Origin of the sequence: Actinobacillus delphinicola, assembly GCF_900638385.1 — a bacterium.
GTDB classification, from domain to species: Bacteria; Pseudomonadota; Gammaproteobacteria; order Enterobacterales; family Pasteurellaceae; genus Actinobacillus_C; species Actinobacillus_C delphinicola.
The window spans coordinates 1386473-1410397 of record NZ_LR134510.1 but is presented as its reverse complement, the minus strand read 5'-3'; the positions used below and the strand labels follow the sequence as shown (position 1 = coordinate 1410397).

The 23925-nt window shown below is 39.3% G+C and carries 9 protein-coding genes; 6 read left to right on the top strand and 3 right to left on the bottom strand.

Translation table 11 applies throughout. The annotated features are described in order from the left end of the window. Positions 1 to 82 precede the first annotated feature (82 nt). From EL259_RS06610 to gnd, 5 genes are all read left to right on the top strand, one after another. Positions 83 to 2122, top strand: coding sequence for an OPT family oligopeptide transporter (locus EL259_RS06610; protein WP_126600124.1), 2040 nt, complete (start codon positions 83 to 85; stop codon positions 2120 to 2122). A gap of 130 nt (positions 2123 to 2252) precedes the next feature. Continuing rightward, on the top strand, positions 2253 to 3086 hold the full coding sequence (cysQ, locus tag EL259_RS06605) for a 3'(2'),5'-bisphosphate nucleotidase CysQ (RefSeq protein ID WP_126600123.1): 834 nt from the start codon (positions 2253 to 2255) through the stop codon (positions 3084 to 3086). 82 nt (positions 3087 to 3168) lie between these two features. After that, the gene (gene zwf, locus EL259_RS06600) at positions 3169 to 4653 is read left to right on the top strand and encodes a glucose-6-phosphate dehydrogenase (protein WP_126600121.1); all 1485 of its coding nucleotides are present in this window, start codon (positions 3169 to 3171) and stop codon (positions 4651 to 4653) included. A 10-nt stretch (positions 4654 to 4663) separates the two neighbouring features. After that, positions 4664 to 5392: a 6-phosphogluconolactonase gene (gene pgl / locus EL259_RS06595; protein ID WP_126600119.1), complete on the top strand. Its 729-nt coding sequence runs from the start codon at positions 4664 to 4666 to the stop codon at positions 5390 to 5392. A 94-nt stretch (positions 5393 to 5486) separates the two neighbouring features. Beyond that, positions 5487 to 6947 carry a decarboxylating NADP(+)-dependent phosphogluconate dehydrogenase gene (gene gnd / locus EL259_RS06590; RefSeq protein ID WP_126600117.1) on the top strand — a complete coding sequence of 487 codons (1461 nt, stop codon included), beginning with the start codon at positions 5487 to 5489 and terminating at the stop codon, positions 6945 to 6947. A gap of 215 nt (positions 6948 to 7162) precedes the next feature. Here gnd and znuB read toward each other — a convergent pair whose 3' ends face one another. Further along, on the bottom strand, positions 7163 to 7948 hold the full coding sequence (gene znuB, locus EL259_RS06585; protein ID WP_126600115.1) for a zinc ABC transporter permease subunit ZnuB: 786 nt from the start codon (positions 7946 to 7948) through the stop codon (positions 7163 to 7165). Between the two features lie 22 nt (positions 7949 to 7970). Then, complete coding sequence (znuC, locus tag EL259_RS06580) at positions 7971 to 8795, bottom strand: zinc ABC transporter ATP-binding protein ZnuC (RefSeq protein WP_126600113.1); 825 nt, start codon at positions 8793 to 8795, stop codon at positions 7971 to 7973. Between the two features lie 147 nt (positions 8796 to 8942). Between znuC and mepM the strand changes: the two genes are divergently transcribed. Then, the gene (gene mepM, locus EL259_RS06575; protein ID WP_126600111.1) at positions 8943 to 10412 is read left to right on the top strand and encodes a murein DD-endopeptidase MepM; all 1470 of its coding nucleotides are present in this window, start codon (positions 8943 to 8945) and stop codon (positions 10410 to 10412) included. 210 nt (positions 10413 to 10622) lie between these two features. On the opposite strand, the gene EL259_RS06570 is transcribed toward mepM, so the two are convergent. After that, positions 10623 to 23681 (bottom strand): YadA-like family protein, encoded by a 13059-nt coding sequence (locus EL259_RS06570; RefSeq protein WP_172594232.1) that lies wholly within the window; start codon positions 23679 to 23681, stop codon positions 10623 to 10625. Positions 23682 to 23925 lie beyond the last annotated feature (244 nt).

Sequence of the window (23925 nt, the reverse complement as noted above, 5' to 3'; positions counted from 1 at the left end):
AAAATAGGCAATATATTTGACATTATCTTAATTTCATTATAATACTTTCCTAATAGCGATAAATAAAACTTAGGAGTTTTCCGTGCAAACCGCAACACAAGCAACACTACAAGCCCCCAGTACCAGGGAACTGACCCTGCGTGGTATCATTCTTGGGGCACTGATTACGGTAATTTTTACCGCTTCGAATGTTTACCTTGGACTAAAAGTGGGGTTAACTTTTGCATCTTCAATCCCTGCTGCTGTAATTTCTATGGCAGTATTAAAAATGTTTAATGATTCCAGTATCTTAGAAAATAATATGGTACAAACTCAGGCCTCATCAGCTGGTACCCTTTCTTCCGTTATTTTCGTGCTACCTGGTTTACTTATGATGGGATATTGGCAAGGTTTTCCATTCTTACAAACCTTACTAATTTGTACCGCTGGCGGGATTTTAGGGGTAATTTTTACTGTTCCATTACGACATGTTATGGTGGTTAAATCAGACTTACCTTATCCTGAAGGTGTAGCTGCAGCTGAAATTTTACGTGCAGGTAATCCAAAAGAAGGTGAAGGTGACAGTGGTATTAAAGAAATTGTTGCGGGTGGTTTATTAGCGGCGATAGTTAGCTTTTGTACAAATGGCTTACGCCTTATTTCTGACAGTGCGGGCTACTGGTTTAAAAGCGGAAATGCCGTATTCCAAGTTCCAATGGGATTCTCTCTTGCCTTATTAGGGGCAGGCTATCTCGTGGGTATTGTCGGCGGTTTAGCGATTTTATTCGGTATCTTTCTAACTTGGGGAGTTGCAGTTCCTTATTTTACTTCTCTACATGGTATTCCTGAAGGATTAAGCTATATTGATTTTGCACATGATTTGTGGAAAAACAAAGTTCGCTTTATTGGTGTAGGGACCATTGGTATCGCAGCAATTTGGACATTGCTTGTTCTTATGAAACCAATGATTCAAGGTATGATTCAATCTTTCCGTGCATTAAAACATAGCGATGTAAAATCAACAGATGAAACAGAAAAAGATTTATCACCTAAATCAATGGTTGGCATTATTTTAGCTGCCATTGTACTGATTGTTTTAGCGCTATTCGATTTCATTCGCCAAGCACCAATTCCAGTTGAAGAATCCATTATCCTCATCGTTGCATGTACTGCACTTGCTGTATTGATCGGGTTCTTCGTTGCCGCTGCATGTGGTTACATGGCAGGTCTTGTAGGTTCATCTTCTTCTCCAATTTCAGGGATTGGGATTATCTCGGTTGTTATCATCGCATTAACCTTAATGCTTATTGGTGAATTTACTGGTTTAATGGGAAATCCTGCAGGGGAAAAATTCCTCACCGCATTAACTATTTTTACAGGCTCAGTAGTCGTAAGTACGGCGGCAATTTCTAACGATAACCTTCAAGATTTAAAAACAGGTTTACTCGTTAAAGCAACACCGTGGAAACAACAAGTTGCGCTAATCATTGGTTGTATCGTTGGGGCTTTAGTTATCGCTCCCGTATTGAGTATCCTCTACCATGCTTATGGTTTTACAGGTGCGTTACCACGTATTGACATGGATCCAGCGGAAGCGCTTTCTGCACCGCAAGCAACCTTAATGACCATTATTGCTAAAGGGATTTTCTCAAGTAATCTTGAATGGACTTATATCTATCTTGGTATTGGTTTAGGTGTCATTCTCATTATTGTTGATTCATTAATGAAACGTGTCTCTAAAAACCGCTTTGCATTACCTGCATTGGCGGTAGGTATGGGTATTTACCTTTCTCCAGATGTAAACATGCCAATCGTTATTGGGGCAATTCTTGCATGGTTTATCAATCGCCACTTAACGGCTCATGCGAAACGTAAACAAATTGATGCAGGAAAATTACACTCAAAAGCAGAACGTTTAGGTACCCTCTTTGCAGCAGGTCTTATCGTTGGCGAAAGCTTAGTAGGAGTATTGATGGCATTTGTCATCGCCGCTTCTGTAAGTGCAGGTGGCTCTGAATCACCATTAGCGCTTGAGCTTTCCGACTGGCAAACAACAGGTGAATTACTCGGATTAGGCGTCTTTATTATTGGCGTACTCATCTTTGCACAACGCATCTTACGTGCGAAAAAAATGATTCGCTAAATCAATAATATCAAGTAAAACACCGCATTTATTAAGTGCGGTGTTTTTTTATAACTTTTATGAAAAATTAGGAATATGGTATAATCTACGCCAGATTAATTAATCATGATCACAAGTCAGGGAGTAATTTGTGCAGCTTACACAAAATTTAATATCAGACATTATTGATATCACAGAAAAAGCCGGTCAGTTACTTTTAACGTTTTATTCTAAATCGTTACATATTCAAAAAAAGCAAGATCATACTCCTGTTACGGATGCCGATCTTTGTGTGAATCAATTTTTAACTGCTCAAATTGCAGCATTAACACCTAATATTCCCATTCTTTCTGAAGAATCTTGTGATATTCCCCTCAATGTACGCCAACATTGGTCACATTATTGGCTTATCGATCCCCTTGATGGTACCCAACAATTTATCGATCACACAGGGCATTTTGGTATTTTGATTGCATTGCTAGAAAAAACAGAACAAGGATTTCGTCCAATTTTAGGCGTAATTCACGCCCCACTTTTCGGCAAATTTTATTATGCAATGAAAGGGCAAGGTGCTTTTAAGAAAACTGCCCAAGGTATTGAACGACTTAAACCTAAAACACTAAATCCCAATGCTGTCATAAAAATTACAGCTGGCTCAATTTCGACCTGGAAAAAACTCCTCCCTCATCTTAGCCCAGATTTTCGTTATGAATTTATTCCATACGGATCAAGTGGCTTAAAAGCAACTTTGGTGGCAGACAATGTCGCCGATTGTTATGTAAGAATTGGACAAACGGGCGAATGGGATACTGCTGCTGCCGATATTATTCTCCAAGAAAAAGGGGGCGTGATATTAGATTTTCATAAAAATACGCCCCTTACCTACAATCAACGTAATAGCTTGATTAATCCTGATTTCATCATGTTAAACAGTCAAGATGAAGTATGGAAACAAATATTTAACATTTCTATAAAAGACTCTTAAATCAATATATATTAACTATTATCATTTTTTTGCAAACCAACATATTATACAGGGACTAATACCTAAGAAAGGAATAAACAGGATGAAAACAGAACCTACTTGTATCGTTATCTTCGGTGCTTCTGGAGATTTAACGCATCGCAAATTAATTCCAGCACTTTTTAACCTTTATCGTCTAGGACGTTTAGACGAACACTTTTCGGTACTTGGTGTCGCTAGAACCAAATTAGAACACGAAAGTTTTCGAGCTAAAATGCGTGATGTGCTAATCACCACAGAACAAGCAGATGGGGCAATTTTAGAGAATTTCTGTCAACATCTTTACTATCAGGCCATCGACACTGCTGACAGTCAGGATTATGCAAAATTAGTTCCCGTATTAGACGAACTCCATAAAAAATATGAAACTAAAGGAAATACCCTTTATTACCTCTCTACACCACCAAGTCTATACGGCATTATTCCAGAATGTCTGGCTGCTCATAATCTAAATTCTGAAGCTCATGGCTGGAAACGCATCATCGTAGAAAAACCTTTCGGCTACGATATGGAAAGTGCTAAAGCACTGGATATCCAAATCCACCGTTTCTTTGAAGAACATCAAATCTACCGTATCGATCATTATCTCGGTAAAGAAACAGTGCAAAACCTTTTAGTTTTACGTTTCTCAAATGGATTATTTGAACCACTTTGGAACCGTAACTTTATTGACTATGTAGAAATTACTGGTGCTGAAACTCTCGGTGTGGAAGAACGTGGCGGATATTATGACGGTTCAGGTGCTGTGCGTGATATGTTCCAAAACCATTTACTCCAAGTACTCGCTTTAGTGGCGATGGAACCGCCTGCAATCATTAATGCCGATTCAATGCGTGATGAAGTCGCAAAAGTTTTACACTGCCTCCACCCGCTTAATGAAGACGATTTACAAGATAACATGGCGCTAGGTCAATATACTGAAGGCAAAATTGATGGACATGAAGTCAAAGGTTACTTACAAGAAAAAGGCGTACCAGCTGATTCAACCACAGAAACCTACATGGCGCTACAAGTCCAAATCGATAACTGGCGTTGGTCTGGTGTGCCTTTCTATGTGCGCACAGGTAAACGTCTTCCTGCCCGTGTTACAGAAGTGGTTATTCACTTTAAGAAAACTCCTCACCCTGTCTTTAGCCAAAATGCACCTGAAAATAAACTCATCATTCGCATCCAACCAGATGAAGGCATTTCTATGCATTTCGGTTTGAAAAAACCTGGTGCTGGCTTTGATGCCAAAGAGGTTTCTATGGATTTCCGTTATGCGGATTTAGCCCAACCAAGCTTATTAACCTCTTACGATCGTTTATTGCTTGATGCAATTCGTGGTGATGCAACCCTCTTTGCACGTACTGATGCTGTACATGCTTGTTGGAAATACGTTCAACCTATTTTAAATTATAAAGCTAAAGGTGGTCGTATTTATGACTACGAAGCAGGCACATGGGGTCCAGAAGCAGCAGATAAACTTATGGCTCGTTCTGGTCGAGTTTGGGGACGCCCAAGTGGCAGAATGCTTAAAAAATACTAAGGAATAAACTATGCTCGAAAATGTCGTTATTTTTCCTACCGCACAAGATGCAGTAGAAACAATTGCGAACGATCTCTTGACTTATAGTTTACAAAATCGCCCGATCCATATTTCGCTATCGGGCGGTAGCACACCAAAATTGCTATTTAAAACGTTAGCCGCAGCGCCGTTTAATACAACCATTAATTGGAAAAATTTACATTTTTGGTGGGGCGATGAACGAATGGTCAATCCGAATGATCCTGAAAGTAACTATGGCGAAGTTCAACATTTACTTTTTGATCATATTGAGATCCCTGCACAAAATATTCACCGTATCCGAGGTGAGGCTGATCTTCATCAAGAACGTGATCGTTTTGAAAAAGAAATCCATGATACAGTGCCGAATTGTCGCTTTGATTGGATTATTTTAGGCATGGGCGATGATGGACATACTGCTTCTCTTTTCCCTCATCAAACGAATTTTGAAGATAATGCCCTTGCTTGCCTCGCACAACATCCTCAAACAGGACAATGGCGTATTTCTAAAACAGCAAAATTATTGGCATTAGCAAAACGAATTACGTTCTTAGTCACGGGCGAGAAGAAAAGCAAAATTCTAACAGAAATTGCGGCAAATAATCCTCATGCCAACGACTATCCAGCTGCCCAAATTCGTAGTATTGAAGGTAAAACAGAATGGTATCTGGATAAATCCGCTGCTATGGGATTAGAAAGTTATCTAGCTCAAGACGAATAAATATTATACGCATTATTAATCAATTATCTTGTCACACTTAACGAGATAAAAGGACATACTAAAGAAAATTTAGTCATCAATCTAGGAGAACATCATGAACACAAAAAAAGGTGATATCGGCGTTATCGGTCTTGCGGTAATGGGTCAAAACCTTATTTTAAATATGGCAGATCACGGTTTTACCGTCGTTGCTTATAACCGTACCACCAGTAAAGTGGACGAATTTTTAGAAGGTCCAGCAAAAGGCAATGATCACATCATCGGTGCCTACTCTTTAGAAGACCTTGTAAATAAACTTAGTGCGCCACGTAAAATTATGTTAATGGTGCGTGCAGGTGAAGTCGTTGATAAATTTATCGATGCCCTTGTTCCACTTTTAGATAAAGGTGACATTATCATTGATGGTGGTAACTCAAACTATCCTGACACAAACCGTCGTGTAAAAGAATTAGCTGAAAAAGGTATCCGTTTTGTGGGTGCAGGTGTTTCTGGCGGTGAAGAAGGTGCACGCCGTGGTCCATCAATTATGCCTGGTGGTAACCCTGAAGCATGGCAATATGTAAAACCTATTCTTCAAGGCATTTCTGCAAAAACTGAAGCTGGTGAACCTTGCTGTGATTGGGTGGGTAACGAAGGTGCTGGTCATTTCGTTAAAATGGTACACAATGGTATCGAATACGGCGATATGCAACTTATCTGTGAAGCTTACCAATTCATGAAAGAAGGTCTTGGTTTAAGCCACGAAGAAATGCAAGCCATTTTCCAAGATTGGAAAAAAACTGAATTAGACAGTTATCTCATTGATATTACTGCTGATATTCTCGGTCATAAAGATGAAGATGGTGCGCCACTTGTAGAAAAAATTCTTGATACTGCAGGTCAAAAAGGGACTGGTAAATGGACAGGTATCAATGCATTAGACTTCGGTGTTCCACTTACTCTTATCACTGAAGCAGTATTTGCTCGTTGCGTATCTGCGTTAAAAGATCAACGTGTAGCAATGTCAAAACTCTTTGATAAACAAATTACCCCAGTTGAAGGCGATAAAGCACAATGGATTGAAGCATTACGTAAAGCATTACTTGCTTCAAAAATTATCTCTTATGCTCAAGGTTTTATGCTTATCCGTGAAGCGTCTGAAACATTCGGTTGGAACATCAACTATGGTGCAACTGCCCTATTATGGCGCGAAGGTTGTATCATCCGTTCTGCATTCTTAGGTAATATCCGTGATGCGTATGCCCTTGATCCCGAATTGATTTTCTTAGGTGCTGATCCATATTTCCGTGCTATTTTAGAAAATGCCATGAAAGATTGGCGTAAAGTGGTCGCAAAATCTATTGAAACTGGTTTACCGATGCCTTGCATGGCATCTGCGCTTACTTTCTTAGATGGCTACACCAGCGCACAACTTCCTGCAAATCTACTTCAAGCACAACGTGACTACTTTGGTGCGCATACTTATGAACGTACTGATAAAGCACGTGGCGAATTTTTCCACACTAACTGGACTGGTCGTGGTGGCAATACCGCATCTACGAAGTATGATGTATAGGGATATCACTTTTCTTGCTTGAGCAAATAAAGTCCCCAAAAATGCACTCTGAGCAATCATTAACCTTCGATTGCTCAGAGGACCAAAGGTAGTTATTTTAACTTTGGGATAAAAAACTAAAATCACGCCTTAATTTTCATAAAATTTTATGATTTTTGAGGCGTGATTTTTATTTTTGGGATTTCCTTTGCTAAGAAACAAAGAAAAGAAAGGGTTTAATTGGGTTCTTTTTTAAAAAGACTTAAGATAAATAACACAGCCGCGCCAATAACGACTGATGGACCTGCTGGGGTGTCGTAGAAAGCGGAAAGCAGTAAACCTAAACAAACGGCAAGCATGCTAAAAATCACGCCGATAAAAACCATTTGTTCTGGAGTACGGGCAAAACGGCGAGCGCAGGCAGCTGGGATGATCAATAATGATGTAATGATCAAAGCACCGACAAATTTCATACTTAATGCAATCGTGAATGCCGTTAATAACATTAAGATTAATTTCATTTTTTGGACTTTTACGCCTTCCACTTGTGCAAGTTCTGGGCTAACCGTCATAGAAAGCATCGGTTTCCAAAAATAGATTAAGGTTGCCAAAACAATCGCTACCCCACCACCAACAAGGTAAACATCTTGGTAATCCATTGCCAATAAATCACCAAAGAGATAAGCCATCAAATCAACTCGAACATTATGCAACAATGCAACAGTTACCACGCCGAGCGATAAACAACTATGTGCAATAATCCCCAATAACGTGTCAACGGAGAAAGTGGTTTTATGTTCTAACCACACCATAACTACCGCCAAGACAAGTGTCAAAATTAAGATTGCGAGATAAGGATTAACATTGAAAAAGATCCCCAATGCTACGCCAAAAATTGCTGAATGGGATAAAGTATCACCAAAGTAGGCCATTTTCCGCCAAACCACAAAGGCACCTAAGGGGGCAGTAATAAGTGATAATAAAAGCCCTGTTAACAGAGCGGGTAATAGAATTTGTAACATCTTTTATCCTATTCTTGTACATCTACTTATCATGGTCAGTATGGTCATGATGAGTGCTACAACAAGTATCTTTTTGATTTGGCATTCCTTTTTCATCACGACAAATATCACCATGCATATTATGATGATGATTATGATGGTGCGTATAGAGTGCAACATTACGTGCAAATGAATCACCAAAGAAGTGTTTGAATTTAGGATCGCTTGATACGGCTTCAGGTGTACCTTGACAGCATATGTGTTGGTTGACACATAATACTTCGTTTGTGTCAGCCATAACGATATGTAAATCGTGAGAAACCATTAATACTGCACAATTTAATTTACGTTGCATTGTATTTATTAGTTGATAAAGTTCCACTTGTCCGCTAATATCCACGCCTTGCGTTGGTTCATCTAATACAAGCAAATTAGGCTTGTTTAGAATGGCACGTGCGATTAAAACACGTTGCATTTCTCCGCCAGAAAGTTTCTGTAAGCTGTTGTGTTTAAGGTGAGAGATGGAAAGCAACTCTACAACTTCGCAAATATCTTTTTTAGTTGCTTGGCGACTTAACGCTAAAAATCTTGCAACGGTTAAAGGTAGGGTGTGATCAAGATAGATTTTTTGAGGCACATATCCAATACGAAGATCTTTACTGTAAATAACTTCTCCCGATGTTGGCGGAAGCAATTTAAGTAAAACTTTAAGCAAAGTTGATTTACCGCCACCATTCGGACCGACGATCGTAATAATTGATTGCGGATAAAGGCAAAAATTGATATTTTGTAACGCCTTCTTATGAGCAAAAGTAACATTCACATTCTTTAGCTCAACTAAAGGCTTTTGCTTTGTTTTATCAGACATTTTTTTATTTGTATAACTCTTTTAGAATGGCAGTCAAAATAGCTTATTTTGTTAGATTTAGCAAGTTAGAAACAAAGTTCAAAACGAATTTCCTAGCCTTTATAAGAAGTTAGTGATATTTTTATTATTTTACTTAGGTTTGACATTATGGGTTCTCCCTCAAAAAAAACACAACGCATAGTCTGGAGCTCTATTGCCGTTATCGTTTCATTGGTAGCGGGAACAGCACTTCATAATACTTACGGTACGCATACAACCGCAAGTAGCATGCCCCCACATACGCTTTCAGCAAAAAACAGTATGCTCACCCCAATTTCAGAAAACGATCAGAAAGATGCGACGGCTGCTAAATCAGATCAGAATACGGCTGATGATAATACTCCGGATAGTGACGATCTTTCTGTCGATGATATTAACGGTAAGGATGATGAAGTTGAACAGGTAGAAGACGTTAGTGATGTTGCTGATGAAGCTTCTTTACCTGAAAATGCTAAAACAGCAATTGATAACTTATTAGATGCCACCGAACAAGCACGCCAGATTACTGAACAATTTACTCACACTGTTCAAAAAGGCGATACCCTTTCAAAAATTTTAAGCGATTCAGGATTAGAAGATCATATCGGTCATCAATTAGTAAAACAATTCCCTGAATTTGAAACTCAATTACGTCCAGGTCAAAAAATCTATTGGACCTTAAATAATGATGGTAAATTAATGTACTTAAACTGGTTACCATCTAATCGCGAAGAACGTATTTATATTCGTACGCCACAAAATACCTTTACATCAAAAATTATCAAACAACAAAGTGAATGGAAAACCCAAATCCTTCACGGCAATATCGATCATTCTTTTGTAAAAAGTTTCCAAGATCTCGGTTTAAATAGTATTGCTGCAAACCAAGCATCAAGTGCATTGCAATGGCAAACAAACATGCGTCATTTACAAAAAGGCGATAAATTTACCATTGAGGTTTCACGAGAATTTATCAATAACAAACCGACTGGTCGTGCGGATGTTAAAGCCATTCATTTACGCACAGGTAAAACAGATTTCTATGCAATCCAAGCGGCAAATGGTCGTTTCTATGATGAGTATGGTAATTCAACAGGTAAAGGTTTCAACCGTTATCCATTTAATTTTGTACCTCGTATTTCATCACCATTTAATTTACATCGTCGCCACCCTATCACTGGCGTTATCCGTCCACATAAAGGGGTTGACTTTGCTGTTCCAATGGGAACAAGAGTATTGGCAACCGCCGATGGTGTAATTCAAAAAGTGGCATTCCAAGCACATGGTGCAGGACGTTATATCGTTATTCGTCATAGCCGTAAATATCAAACGGTTTATATGCACTTGCATCGTATTTTGGTCCGTGCTGGTCAAAAAGTAAAACGTGGTCAAGAAATTGCGCTTTCTGGTAACTCAGGTTTGTCAACAGGTCCACACTTGCACTATGAATTCCGTATCAATGGTCAGCCATGGAATCCAATGAGTGTGAAATTACCAAATGTAGTCAACCTCATGACAGATAAACAACGTGCGCAATTCCTCGCTTTAGCGAAGAAAGTCAAGAAAGAATTGACAATCAGCACTAACACTACTAAATAAAATAGACATTATTTTTATTTAATATAAAGGGCGAGTTATTCGCCCTTTTTTCATGTTTATTTCTAGGCAATGAACACCTAAATATGAATTGCTGATGCAGTCAATTTCAACCTTGATAGCACACTATACTAATCAAATAAAAATTAGATGATTAACGATGCTCTAAATAAAAAATGCGACATTTCTGTCGCATTTTCTTTTACATTTTACTTACCATTGATAACCAAGGCTTGCCCCGTAATTGAGTGCCGAGCGAGTATTCACACTTGCACCAACTTTGAAGGTTAATTTATTGTTATCTGAGGTTCTAGCATAACCAATTGCAATAGCTTGTTGATTTTTATAACCCCCAATTGCTGCAGAAACTCGACTTGCACCACCTTGGTTTGGTTGTTGTAAGAAACCAATCGCTGTTGCGCCTGCAATACCAGCACGAAGATCTTTGTTGTAATGTTCAACTTTATCATTCAACTGATTTACACGGTTATTAACATTATTAATGCCTGCAGCTGCCCCACGAAGTTGGTCATGGAGATAACCCACATTTACAACGGCTTTTGGATTATTACCGTCAACATTATCCACACTGATACCACCATTTTGAATGGTCACTGTTGGAACGTTGCCTTTTGCATCCGCTTTACCTTTCACAACGACTTTACCGCCCGTTACTTGGGTTGAGCCTGCATTATTTTGGGTATTTACACCGTTGCGATCAACCGTGGTTGTGCCATTACCATCACCTTTATCAAAGGTGGCTTTTTCCATGTGATCCAGTTTTTGATTCACATTCACTTTAACAACCCCATTTGGTGCAACTTCAGCTGTAGTATTATCGCCATTTGTGAAGTCTAATCCCTCTGACAATTTTACAGGTTTTACACCAGCTGGAACTTTACCATTTGCTTTGTAAGTAATGGTTTGATGGCTTAATGCGTTATCAATATCTTTGTGAATGTTTGCATTATGATTATCAAGCTGATTATCTACATACTGTTTTACCGCTTTTGCCTGAACTAGTTTTGAACTGTCAGCGTTCGCACCAGACATATTATCGATACCCACATTTTTACCAAAGGTTGATTTATCACTGACATTATCACCATTCGTATTAAGTTTCTTATCTAAGGCTTTTTGAACATCAGCGCCTGTTACAGCTTTATCCGTGTTGTTTTCACTTACCTTACCAAAATGAACCTTAATATCATAAGTTGTTTGCCCATCCTTCGTCGTTGGCGTTACTTCAATGCTACCATCTTTATTTTCGACAACAGAATGCTTACCAGCTAAGGCTTCGACTTCTTTTAACTGTCCAACATTAACAGCATCATGATCGTCTTTCCCTGCTGCAACATTGCCGAGTTTAATCGGTTTATTATCTGGACTTACTAAACCAATTTTAGATGGTTTAACAGCATCAGCAGGTTTACCATTGTTGTACACTTTACCGTTAGAATCGACAACCGATCCTGCTGGGTAATATTTACCGTCATGTTCAACTAACGGCTGACCTTTAGCATCCACATAATGCATTAAGCTATTAATTTGGATAGTACTGGTTTTTCCATTTGTGGTAGTCACAACAGTCGTGCCTGTACCGTTTATAAAATTGACTGTGTCATACGGTTTAACAAAATCAACCGCTTTGCCGTTACCTTGTAAATTCCAACCTGCATTTAAAACATCGCTAACAGTTGCAGCTTGATGGGCCACTTTTGCTGGTTCAAAACCTTCTGGCAATGCGCCACTCGTTGCTGGTTTAGCCGTTGGATTGCCATCATTTGCTACCAAATGATTACTCAAACCATCAACAGAGCCATAAGTTGGTTTTCCATCTTTTTGACCTGATAAATCAAGGTGTTTATTTAAATCAAAGTGAACTATGGTATTTCCCTTATCATCAGTGGTTTGTGTCACGGTAATGTTACCGTCTTTTGCTACTTTACCCTCTGCTGCTGGTTCTTTGCCTGTTAATTTCACTTTGTCGCCTGGATGAACCACGGTTGTTCCCGTATCCGAAGATAAGCCGAATCCAGATTGATTAATCGCTTTCGCTACCCCTTGTACCGTCGCCACTTTATCAAGACCTTTATCATGATAAGCTTGCTGTGCGTTATCCAATGCATTTTGTGCTTTCGCTAATGCATCTTTCGCTGCATTGACTGCTGCTACTTTGGCTGGTTTATCCTGTTCCGTTGCGTTAGCTAATGCTTTTTCAGCATCTGACAATGCTGCTTGTTTCGCTTTCACATCATTTACTGCATTTGACAATTTATCCGCTAAGTCTTTCGCTTCAGCTTGCGGTACAACTTCTGCTTTACCTGTCGCTTGATCAACCGTGACATCACCTGTTACTACATTTACACGGTATGGATTATCTTGAGTTCCCGTGCCTGTCACTGTCGTACTATGACCATCTTTAAGTACAGTTGCATTAGCTTTGATCGTTTCATTCAACTGTTTCACATTTACTGCATCATGAGGATCTTTACCCTCCGCAATATTGCCAAGTTTTACTGGATCATGCGAACCATTAGGGCTTGCAATCGTCGCTTTTGCAGGAGCTACAGGTTGTAACGGTTGTGTATTTTTATCTGTTGGAACACCATCTTTTAGCGGAGTATCTTTCGGATAAACCTTACCATCTTTACCTACAACAGAACCCGCTGGATAATATTTACCATCATGTTCTACTAACGGTTGACCTTTATCATCCACATAATGCACTAAGCTATTAATTTGGATCGTGCTAGTTGTACCATTTGTAGTAGTCACAACAGTTGTACCTGTACCATTTACAAAGTTGACCGTATCGTATGGTTTAACAAAATCAACTGCTTTGCCGTTACCTTGTAAATTCCAACCTGCGTTTAGCACATCGCCAACAGTTGCAGCTTGATGAGAATCCGTCACTTTCGGCAATTGGTGTGCAGACGTTTGATTATTTACCTCAGGTAAATGATTTGCCAAGCCACCAAGAGAACCATCATTAGCTACGCTACCATCTTTATTAACCGTACCAAGAACAAGATCTTTATTTAATGTAAAGGTTACCGTACCGTTATTATTAGTTACTGTAATATTACGTTGTTCCTTACCATTAACAGTTGAAGTTTTACCTTGTAAATTAACAGTTGAACCAGGTTTAACTAATGAATCGTTTGCGCCATCACCTTGTAATGTAAAACCAGATTTATTAATTGCATCTGCTACATTTTGTACCGTTGCAACTTTATTTAAACCTGCTCCATCTGCTGCTTTTTCAGCATCTGCTAAGGCTTTTTCAGCTTTCGCAATCGCATCTTTATCTGCTGGGTTTGCTTGCTTAATTTTATCTAAAGCTTTTTGGGCATTCTCAATGTTATCTTTAAGCATTTTTGCTTGTTCAGGCGAAACTTCCCCTGTCACTGCCCCCTTATCATTCACATTAATATCGCCTGTCACCACATTTACACGATACGGATTATCTTGAGTTCCCGTGCCTGTTACTGTCGTGCTATGACCGTCTTTAAGTACGGTTGCATTGGCTTTAATAGTTTCTCCAAGTTGTTTTACATTTACTGCATCTGTCGGTGCTGTACCTGTAGCAATACCATGTAATTGAACATTATGATCACCCGTTGCATCTGTTTTACCATTGCTAAAGGTAATGCCGTTCTTACTGTCGCCTAACGTAATCTTGCTACCGTTATTGCTACCTTGAAGACTATCAATGTCGTGTAAATTTTTCGCTAACTTAATCACTAAACCGTGTGCATTTTGTGCTGGATCTTTAATCACGCCAATATTTCCAGTCGTAAATTTGTTAAGATCTGCAGTAGTCGCATCACCTTTGATAGTCAAGGTTTGATTTAATTTACGCACAACAGGTTGATTATCATCACCTTTGAAAATTAAACCATCACCAAGCGTCGCAACTTCATGTTTTGTGCCGTTACCATCTTGATATTCAATACGGGTCATACCATTTTGTCCCGCTTTACCTTGACAACCATCTTCGCCATTAACACCATTTACCCCATTGGTACCATTCACTACAGTAATTTTCGCTTGAGGTCCTGTCGTGCCAGCTGGAGTATTTGGTTCTTTCGCACCATGAACTGTAATGCTACTACCTTTTCCACCTTTATCAGCTACATCTACATTGCCATTAAGTGAAACTTGTAATGCTTTATGTTCTGGTTTATCACCTTGTTTTGGAACAGTAACAACCTGAGCATCTACGCCATCTTTACCGATAACTTCTACGGTTTGGTTTAATCCTGCTGTGACTGTCTCACCTTTATTGTCACTTAAACCAAAAGTGCCATTAGTAGTGAGAACTTGTTTCACATCTTTCGCAGGAACTTCCTTCGCTTTATCTGGCGTACCGTTAGCATTTGGTTGATACCATTTATCTGGTGAAGTACCATCTTTGCCATCACCTTTCACAACCTTCACATCTTTACCCGTATTAGGATCATGATAAATTGGTTGTGTAGTTAAGGTTTTACCGTCCGTATTAATATCTACATTGATTGTATTTACTTTCTGATCGTCATCCGATTTAACAGTGACTTGTGTGCCATTACCATTAACGAAATTAACGGTGTCATACGGTTTAACAAAATCAACCGCATTACCATTGCCTTGTAGATACCATCCTGCATTCAAGACATCACCAACCGTCGCTGCTTGGTGACTCTGTTTCGCCTGTGCTGGATCAAAATCTTTTGGTAATTCACTTGCAGATGATTTATCGCCTACCGCAGGTAAATGATTTGCCAAACCATCAATAGATCCATCATTGGTTGCTTTACCGTTAGTCGTTGTACCAAGGGTTAAATCTTTCGCCAAATCAAAGGTGACTGTACCGTTATCATTGGTGACCGTAATATTACGTTGTGTTTTACCACCAACAATCGTCTCTTTACCTTGCAAATTAACTGTCGTTCCAGGTTTAACTAATGAACCATTTTGTCCATCACCCTGTAAAGTAAAGCCTGCATTATTAATGGCTTTCGCTACATTTCCAACTGTCGCAATTTGATGATCCGCATTTTGTAATGCATGTTCTGCATCAGTGACTTTTGCCTGAGCATTTTGTATAGCTTGCGTATCTTGTGGGGTTTGTGCTTTTACGTTTTCTAACGCTTTTTTCGCTTTATCTAACGCATTTTGTAAAGCGGTTTTATCCACAATCACTTTACCAGGTTTGCTTGAAACCGTAGTTGATGTCGCATTGCCAAGCGTACCTGTAACCACATTAACTTTGTATGGCGTATCGGCTGTACCATTGCCTGTTACTGTAGTATGTTCACCATCTTTGAGAATGGTTGCATTTGATTTAATAATGTTATCAAGTTGCTCAACATTTACCGCATCATGTGGTTCTGTTCCTTTAGCCACACCATGAATTTGGATTGGTGCATTATCCGCTCCACCATTACTTAAGGTAATGCCTTTATCACCTAGTGTAATTTTCGCACCGTTGCCTGCTACAGAATTAATCCCTGTTAATGCAGATTTAATGTCATAAGTAACATCACCATTTTCACCTACAGTCGCTGTAGTATTTGTACCATCTTTAAAGTTAAGTCCAGTACTAAGTTTTACGGTATGTTGTGCTTTTGCATCCGCTTTTTTGTTCGCAGAATAACCCAAAGTTTGAGCCGATAACGCATCTGTTACTGATTTACCACTTACCGCTTTCGTTGTGTTGCTTTCATCTACATTGCCGAGTGCTACACTCACTTTGTAGTCCACGCCACCACTAGAATTACGAGTCGTATTATCTACTGTTACGCTATCATTGCCCGCTGTTACTGAGCTATGTTTACCCGCTTCCGCTTTAGTATCATTAATGGTTTTCACTATCGCTGGAGCCAAACTTACTTGATAGTTATGACCTTGTGCATTACCGTTATCTTTTACGATCACTTGATCTGGAGTGCCAGTAACTTTTGTCAATTGTCCTACATTCGCTGCATCCGTCTTATCGTGACCATTTGCTACGCCATGTAGTTGAACATTATCACCTGCTTGATCGTTACTTAAAGTAATTCCGTTATCGCCTAAGGTAATTTTCGCACCATTACCTGCAATAGACTTCATGCCTGTTAATACAGATTTGATGTCATAAGTCACCACGCCATCTTTAGCAACAGTTGCAGTAGTATTAGTACCATTAGTAAAGTTCAAACCTTGGCTTAATTTAACGGTTTGTTGCGGTTGATTTTGATCTGCAGCTTTATTCGCAGAATAACCTATTGTTTGATTATCCAATGCCTTTTTCACCGTTCCACCTGTCACGATGCCTTTATTATCATTTGCCACTTGACCGTTAGTTACAACATTGACCGCATAAGTCTTGACATTTCCATCAGTACCAACTGTTACTGTCGTGTTTTCACCATTAATAACTTTTACTGACTGTTGAGCAACATCTCGTACTACGCTTTTATCTAACGATACTTTAACTTGATCACCGCTAGCAGTTGTAGTCACCCCATTTTCACCAACAATATTGAATTTCAATCCACCTTCTTTAGAAAGGGTTTGTTTATTCGTACTAGTATTGCCGTCAGCACCTAGCTGAATTGTATTATTCTGCAAGCTACTAATGGTTTGTTTATTGGACTCTGCCTGTGTTTTTATTGGGTTCACAATACGATTTACGTCATTGATATTGGCACCATTCGTGCCTGTATCACCACCACTTTTTACATTGGTAATTTGTTTATCGCCCGCATCGATACCTTTATCACTAATAACCACTGGTTTATCGGCTGGATTTTTATCCGTTTTGCCACCAACAGTCACTTTGTCAAAGTTTGGCGTTTTGCTTGTTGCGAAAGTAAATGTAGTACCATTACGAGTCACATTCATGTTATCGCCAGCTTTGAAAGTAATTTCACCACCTGAGTGGATCATTTGACCATCGTCATTAGTCTTTGTCGCATTCTCAACTTTTGCTTTAAAGCCCATACTACTTAAGGTAGTCGTTAATGACTGTGCATCAACAAATTTATTTGCGTCAGTTGATTGAGTAATCACACCTGTATCATTATTAACAGAGATAGTTGTTTTATTAACATTGACTTGCCATTTACCTTTGTTTTCGCCGTCAGTCACTTGATTTACAGTTGTCGTATCACTTGCGGTTAATTGCGTATGTTTTTGTCCTTCAGCAATCGCATTTTTCGTTGCTTGCGTTAAACCGATTGTTAAAGCACCATTTTGCGTTGCGGTTTCAATACCAATACCCGCCTGACCATTTTCAGTGGTATGTACGCCTGTAACTTTAATTGCTCCATCCAATTTATGGGAAACAGTTTTTCCATCATCTGCGGTTAAGCCAAAGGTTCTATCATTTAAATAACCTTTATTTACAGCATCACCATCTGCGGTTGGCGCGCCCACATTTTTAATCGGTTTATTACCTGCATCGATACCTTTATCACTAATAACCACTGGTTTATCGGCTGGATTTTTATCCGTTTTGCCACCAACAGTCACTTTGTCAAAGTTTGGCGTTTTGCTCGTTGCGAAAGTAAATGTAGAACCATCACGAGTCACATTCATGTTATCGCCAGCTTTGAAGGTGATTTCACCACCTGAGTGAATCATTTGACCTTCGTCATTAGGCGTTGTCGTGTTTTTAACTTTTGCTTTAAAGCCCATACGGTTTAAGGCAGTCGTTAATGACTGTGCATCAACAAATTTATTTGTGTCATTTGATTGAGTAATCGCACCTGTATCATTATTAACAGAGATAGTTGCTTTATTAACTTCAACTTTCCATTTGCCTTTATTTTCTCCATCAGCGGTAATCTGAGTGGCTGTTGTAGTATCGCCATTCGTTAATTGCGTATGTTTTTGTCCTTCAGCAATCGCATTTTTTACCTTTTGACTAAGATCGATCGTTAAAGCTTTTGAATTACCTGGTTCAGTTGTAACTTTTGTGATGATATCGCCATCTTTAGCACCTTTTACCGCAATCGTTGTACCAAGTTTTTGACTTAGTGTAGTACCGTCATTATCAGATAGTCCAAACTCTTTACTATCAATTGTTTGATCAACGTAAGTTTTATTCGCTGCATCACTACCATTTGTTGGAGCACCAACATTGGTAATTTTGTGATCGCCCGCATCAATACCATTTTTGTTAATAGTGATAGGTTTTTGCCCCTGATCACCATTCACTGTTACGCCCCCATTATTGATAGTCGTGTTTCCTGCTTGAACAGAGTCTAATCCAGTTAAATTCTTCGCAAGTTGGATATGAATCTTACCGCCTTCAACATTAACACCGATATTGTTATCGGTAAGGTTACCTGTAGCGCCACCTACAAACTCAAGCATCTGTCCAAGATTTTTATGAACTTTGGTTTGTTCATTTTGGGCATTATAGTTATCACCCGCAAAGTTTAAACCTTTAGCAGTAACTTCATTATTTACGTTGGTAATCGAAGTATGTAAGGTATCGCCATTTACTAAACCTTTATTACCCGCCGTGTTTGTGCCGTCGCCTAAGCCATCTTGAAGTTCTTTCTTAGCCTCTGGTGTAGTAACAAGATTTTTCGCAACAGTTTTGCTATTTAATGTAATAGTCACATCACCTTTTTTCAGCTCTGTATTACCATTAATTTCCAATCCGCCATTGCCTGCGACTTTAACCGTTCCGATTTTATCTAACGCTTCTTTATTTTGGGTAATATTGCCTTTATTGGTATTAATATCACCCGCATTTTTCTCAGTACTTGCTTTATTCTTCGCAATATCGCCTTTATTTTGGGTAATATTTTCTGTATTTCCTGCTACCTTGTCTTGGATAGGTTTAATAGCCTTTTTCACATCACCAATATTTGCACCATTGGTTTCTGTATCACCACCACTTTTAACATTTGTGATTTGTTTACCGCCCGCATTAATTCCATCACTACCAATAGAAACAGATGCAGTGTTATCGCCTGGTTTTTGTGGTTCACCAAAGGTGATTTTAGTCATGCCATTAAGTGTTTTAGCTACTTCAAAACGAATAGAGCCATCTGAATTGCCGATGGTTTTAATGCTGTTCTCTACGCCCTCAGTTGCACCGCCTGTTAACGATAAGACTTGATTTGGCGTACGAGTAATCGTTTCATTATTATCGCCTTTATATTGTGATTGAGGAGCAACAACATTGATACGATATGGATCTTTTTCAGTCCCTTGCCCATCAACTGTTGTATTTTCACCATTACCTAATTTAATAGTATTCTTCGCCGATGAAATCACAACATCAAAATTACCCTTACCGTTAGTAGCTTGTTTAACTTCAACAGTTGTGCCGTCTTTACCAATAAAATTCACTTGATGTTTCGTTGTAACAGTGCCGACTTTCGCTTCAGATTCACCCTGTCCAATATCCCAACTACCATTATTAAGGCTAATAACTTGTTTTAACTGGGCAACGTTTACCGCATCCGTATCATCTACCCCTGCTGCGAGGTGTTTAATACGACGGGTATATTCTGGATGCGCAGGAATCGTATAAGGAACATCATGTTGCAAGCCATCTGGACCTAATTCTGGTCGAGTTCCATGTACTTCCGCTTGCGCAGGCGAACCCAATGACAATTCACCCAATGTAGGTTGCCATACTGCCGAAGTATTTGTGCTTGAAGTTTTAGTTGCTGGATCATATCCACTTTTACCAATTAAACCTGTCGCAACCGCATGTGAACCCAATGCAATTGGTCCATTCAATTTTTCACTATCAGGACTGTTACTTCCCGCTAATGCGTGAGTACCAATCGCAATGGCGTCTTTCGTTGTAAAGGCTTGACTTGCCTCACTACCGATTACAATCCCATTCGGTGCGCCCATAACTTGCACATTATCACCAATCGCAATGGCACTTTTTGAAATACCAAAACCTGGACGAGGATATTGTCTGCCGTCAGAAGTTGTCGTTAAAGACTCAACATGTGCTTTATGCCCAATCGCAATGGCACCTATTGCTGAATTTGAGTAAACATTTGCCTGTGAACCAATTGCTAAACTATCGTTTGCATAGCTTGCAGTGCCAGTCCCCATCGCAATAGAATTTTTATGGCTGGCAACGGTATCACGTCCAATTGCGATAGCATTGGATAAATCGCCACCCTCTTTATCTGTCGGTGAATCACCCGTAATTTGTCCACCACCCGCAGAAGTTTTGCCACTACCAATAGCGATACTATTATTTGATTGAGAACCTTCTCCCTGATCAAGGAATAAGCCTAATGAAATCGTATCGTTTCCTTTGGTATGCGCAAAATGTCCAATTGCAATTGATTGTTTATTTTCAGTCGTTGCATTATGCCCAATCGCAATTGAATTGCCTTCTTCACCATTCGTAGTCGGCATAGTATGAGTATTTACCCCAACGGCAATATCAAATGCACTTTGCGCCCCTGCACTCGCATTACTTGAACCAAGGTTGGTATTTAAATTACCTTTAGGTTGATTTGAATCGCCACTATTTACGTGTAAATAATTAGTTGTCCCTGTTGCCTCTAATTGCCCCGCAGAATTTACCTTAATCGTTGAACCATCAACTTTGGCATTATATTTAACCGCAACTGTACCATTATCTTCTTTCGTTACAGAGGCAGTCGTTCCGTTGCCATCAGTGAAACTTACCGTACTGTACGGCTTAACCATGCCAATGGTGGTTGTGCCTTGTGCAATATTCCAGCCTGAGTGGAGAATATCACCCACGGTCGCTGCATTGTGTGTATCAAGGCTGGTTGGTAGTGGATGCGTAGCATCTTGTACATTACCTTCTGGTAAATTATCTTTAAGCCCTGTAATAGAACCATTATTATTAGCAAAGCTAATTTTCTTCATGCTATTAAGCGTATCAGACACTTGGAATTGTACTTCGCCATTTGCATTACTTGTGGTTTTAATACTATTTGCTACGCCATTTGTCGCCCCACCCGCTAATGTTAGAACATCACTCGGTTTACGACTTACTACCGTATCATTATCGCCCTTATATTGTGTTTGTACTTTTTTAAGCTGAGCAACGTTGACGGCATCAGTATCTTGTGTCCCTGCAGCAACACCTGTGATTTGGCGAGTGACTACTGTCCCTTCAGTATTATCACCAATTGACACTGCCGCATGCGTAGCTTTCCAAGTAGGAGATGTATCTGTTGAAATACCTTTATCATTTACTTGGGAGATATCATAACCAGACAGCCCCTTATCGCGATTCGCAAAACTTCCTGAACCAAGCGCAATACCGTCTTTAGTTCTTACTTCAGTATTTGTCCCTATCGCAATGCTATCTATATTTTTTGCTTTCGCAAATGCCCCGATTGCCAATGCACCATCTTGTGATGTAAATGCTTTTGTACCAATAGCAGTAGAACTTTGACCAGTTGCAACAGTACCTGGACCCATTGCGATACCCCAGTTATCGGTGGTTTTTGCATGGCTACCAATAGCAATAGATTGCACACCGTTCACATCTTGCCCATTTTTATTTTGTAGGGGAAGACTTTGTCCTGTTGTCGCACCTGTACCAATCGCAATACTATCAGCAACATTGGCATGTGCCGTATCGCCAATTGCTAAAGCCTGTCCATTTAAAGTCGGATTATTTACATCATGAGTACCGTCTTTATCATACGTTGGACCTGTATAAAGATCGCCAGCGGCAATCGCATTACTACCAATTGAAATAGATTTATTACCTAATGCTTGTACATCATGACCAATAGAAATTGCACTATTTTTCTGATTGTTTGATGTTACATTACCTGTAATGGCATTAACCCCAATCGCAACATCATAAGAATTTTTTGCCCCTGCTTTTGCATTTCCCACACCGTAGTTAGTAGTAGAATTACCCGCAGGCTGATTAGTTGAATTATCATTCACATGCACGTAGGTTGGTAAAAGATCTAATACCCCTCGTAACTGTGCAACGTTCACGGCATCACTATCTTCAGAACCTGCTGCAACATTAGTGATTTGACGAGTAAAAGTAGCTTTTGCACCATGAGGAGTACCAAACCATTGTGGTGCAGCCCCATTCATTTGTTCTGTGGTATGTGCTTCACCTTCACCACCGACAGAAACAGCGCCACGAGTATATTCAGCCGTTTTTGCAATCGCATCTAAACTTGCTTGAGAACCAGCACCGAAAACTTGCCCTTGGGTTGGATCAATATTTTTTGAATGTTCTACCTGAACCGCACTCACTTGTGCCATGCCTTTTATATTACCATTATTAACAGGTAATGCTGATCGATCGGCTGTTGAGAAAGAACCTAAAGCTACCCCGCCAATAGGATCCACACGAGTCCCCGCCCCTAACGCCATACCAAAACTTGCTGTTTTATTAGCAAAAGCACCTGTCCCCAAAGCGATAGATGATAGATGCCCCACAGAAAATGCGTATGAACCAATAGCAATACTATCTACACCATAAATATAGTTATAGCCATTACCGCCGTTGACAACACCAATGCTATTCCCTAAAAACCCTGTCTGTGCTTTCGTCCCTAGTGCAATCCCACGGGTACCATTTGCCATTGCCTCATGTCCGATCGCCGTTCTATTACCATAGTCCACAACATAGGTAGTTTCTTGTTTTAAATCTTGCCCTAAATTATTCATTGTCCAATGTTGGAAAGTATAGGATGCAGGATTAGAATTTCCTGGATGGAATGGCGTTTGCGCTTCAGAACCTAATGTAATATCCCAACGATTACCAGAATTTGCTGCATTACCAATTGCTACACTATGCCAGCCGTTATTGACATAGCCATTAGGTGGCATATCAGTAAAAGGAGGTGTCGTAGCTAAAGGTACTAAGTTATTCGGTTGAGCAATATTAGATAAATAGGTGTACGGATATTGTTTACTTACCTGTGTAGGACCATAATTTGCGTAACCTGGTGATTGCTGACCATTCCCTGTCTGTGCATTTTGTCCAATCGCCACAGATCCATCTCCATAAGCATTTGCAGTACCAGGTTGAGCAACAGTCACTGGCGTACAATATCTGTTGCCATTATTGTAATAACAGTTTGTATTAATTGAAGAATTACTGCCAACTGCTACGCCATTCGCTAAGGCACTATGCACATTAAGTGCAATTAGGCTTAATGCAAAAGTTTGTAGAATAGATGAAACAGATGAGTGAGATGCGTTTTTGGATTTATCTTGCGATTTGTTCTTGCCTAATTCCGAAACAACAACAAATCGTTGAGTAGTTTTATTAAAAATCACTTTAAAAATTCGGTTCATAGTCATTTCCTAATTGATGTAGATTAAGTTAAATAGATTCTTTTTATGTATTTATTTATACAAGTTTGCTTATATAGTTTTATTAATATTTGTTTAAATTAAGAACTTGTTTAATACATTTACTCACATAAATTAGAAAAAAAACCATAATACAATACCTATCAAATCAATTGATAAAAACTATATATAAAATTAATTTATTGATATAAATAGTTTTTTTTAAAAAAATTTATAAATCTAATTC

Excerpts from the sequence above, each read along its gene's own strand:
- zwf (WP_126600121.1), top strand. The coding sequence starts at position 3,169 with ATGAAAACAGAACCTACTTGTATCGTTATCTTCGGTGCTTCTGGAGAT.
- pgl (WP_126600119.1), top strand. The coding sequence starts at position 4,664 with ATGCTCGAAAATGTCGTTATTTTTCCTACCGCACAAGATGCAGTAGAA.
- gnd (WP_126600117.1), top strand. The coding sequence starts at position 5,487 with ATGAACACAAAAAAAGGTGATATCGGCGTTATCGGTCTTGCGGTAATG.
- znuB (WP_126600115.1), bottom strand. The coding sequence starts at position 7,948 with ATGTTACAAATTCTATTACCCGCTCTGTTAACAGGGCTTTTATTATCA.
- znuC (WP_126600113.1), bottom strand. The coding sequence starts at position 8,795 with ATGTCTGATAAAACAAAGCAAAAGCCTTTAGTTGAGCTAAAGAATGTG.
- mepM (WP_126600111.1), top strand. The coding sequence starts at position 8,943 with ATGGGTTCTCCCTCAAAAAAAACACAACGCATAGTCTGGAGCTCTATT.
- EL259_RS06570 (WP_172594232.1), bottom strand. The coding sequence starts at position 23,681 with ATGAACCGAATTTTTAAAGTGATTTTTAATAAAACTACTCAACGATTT.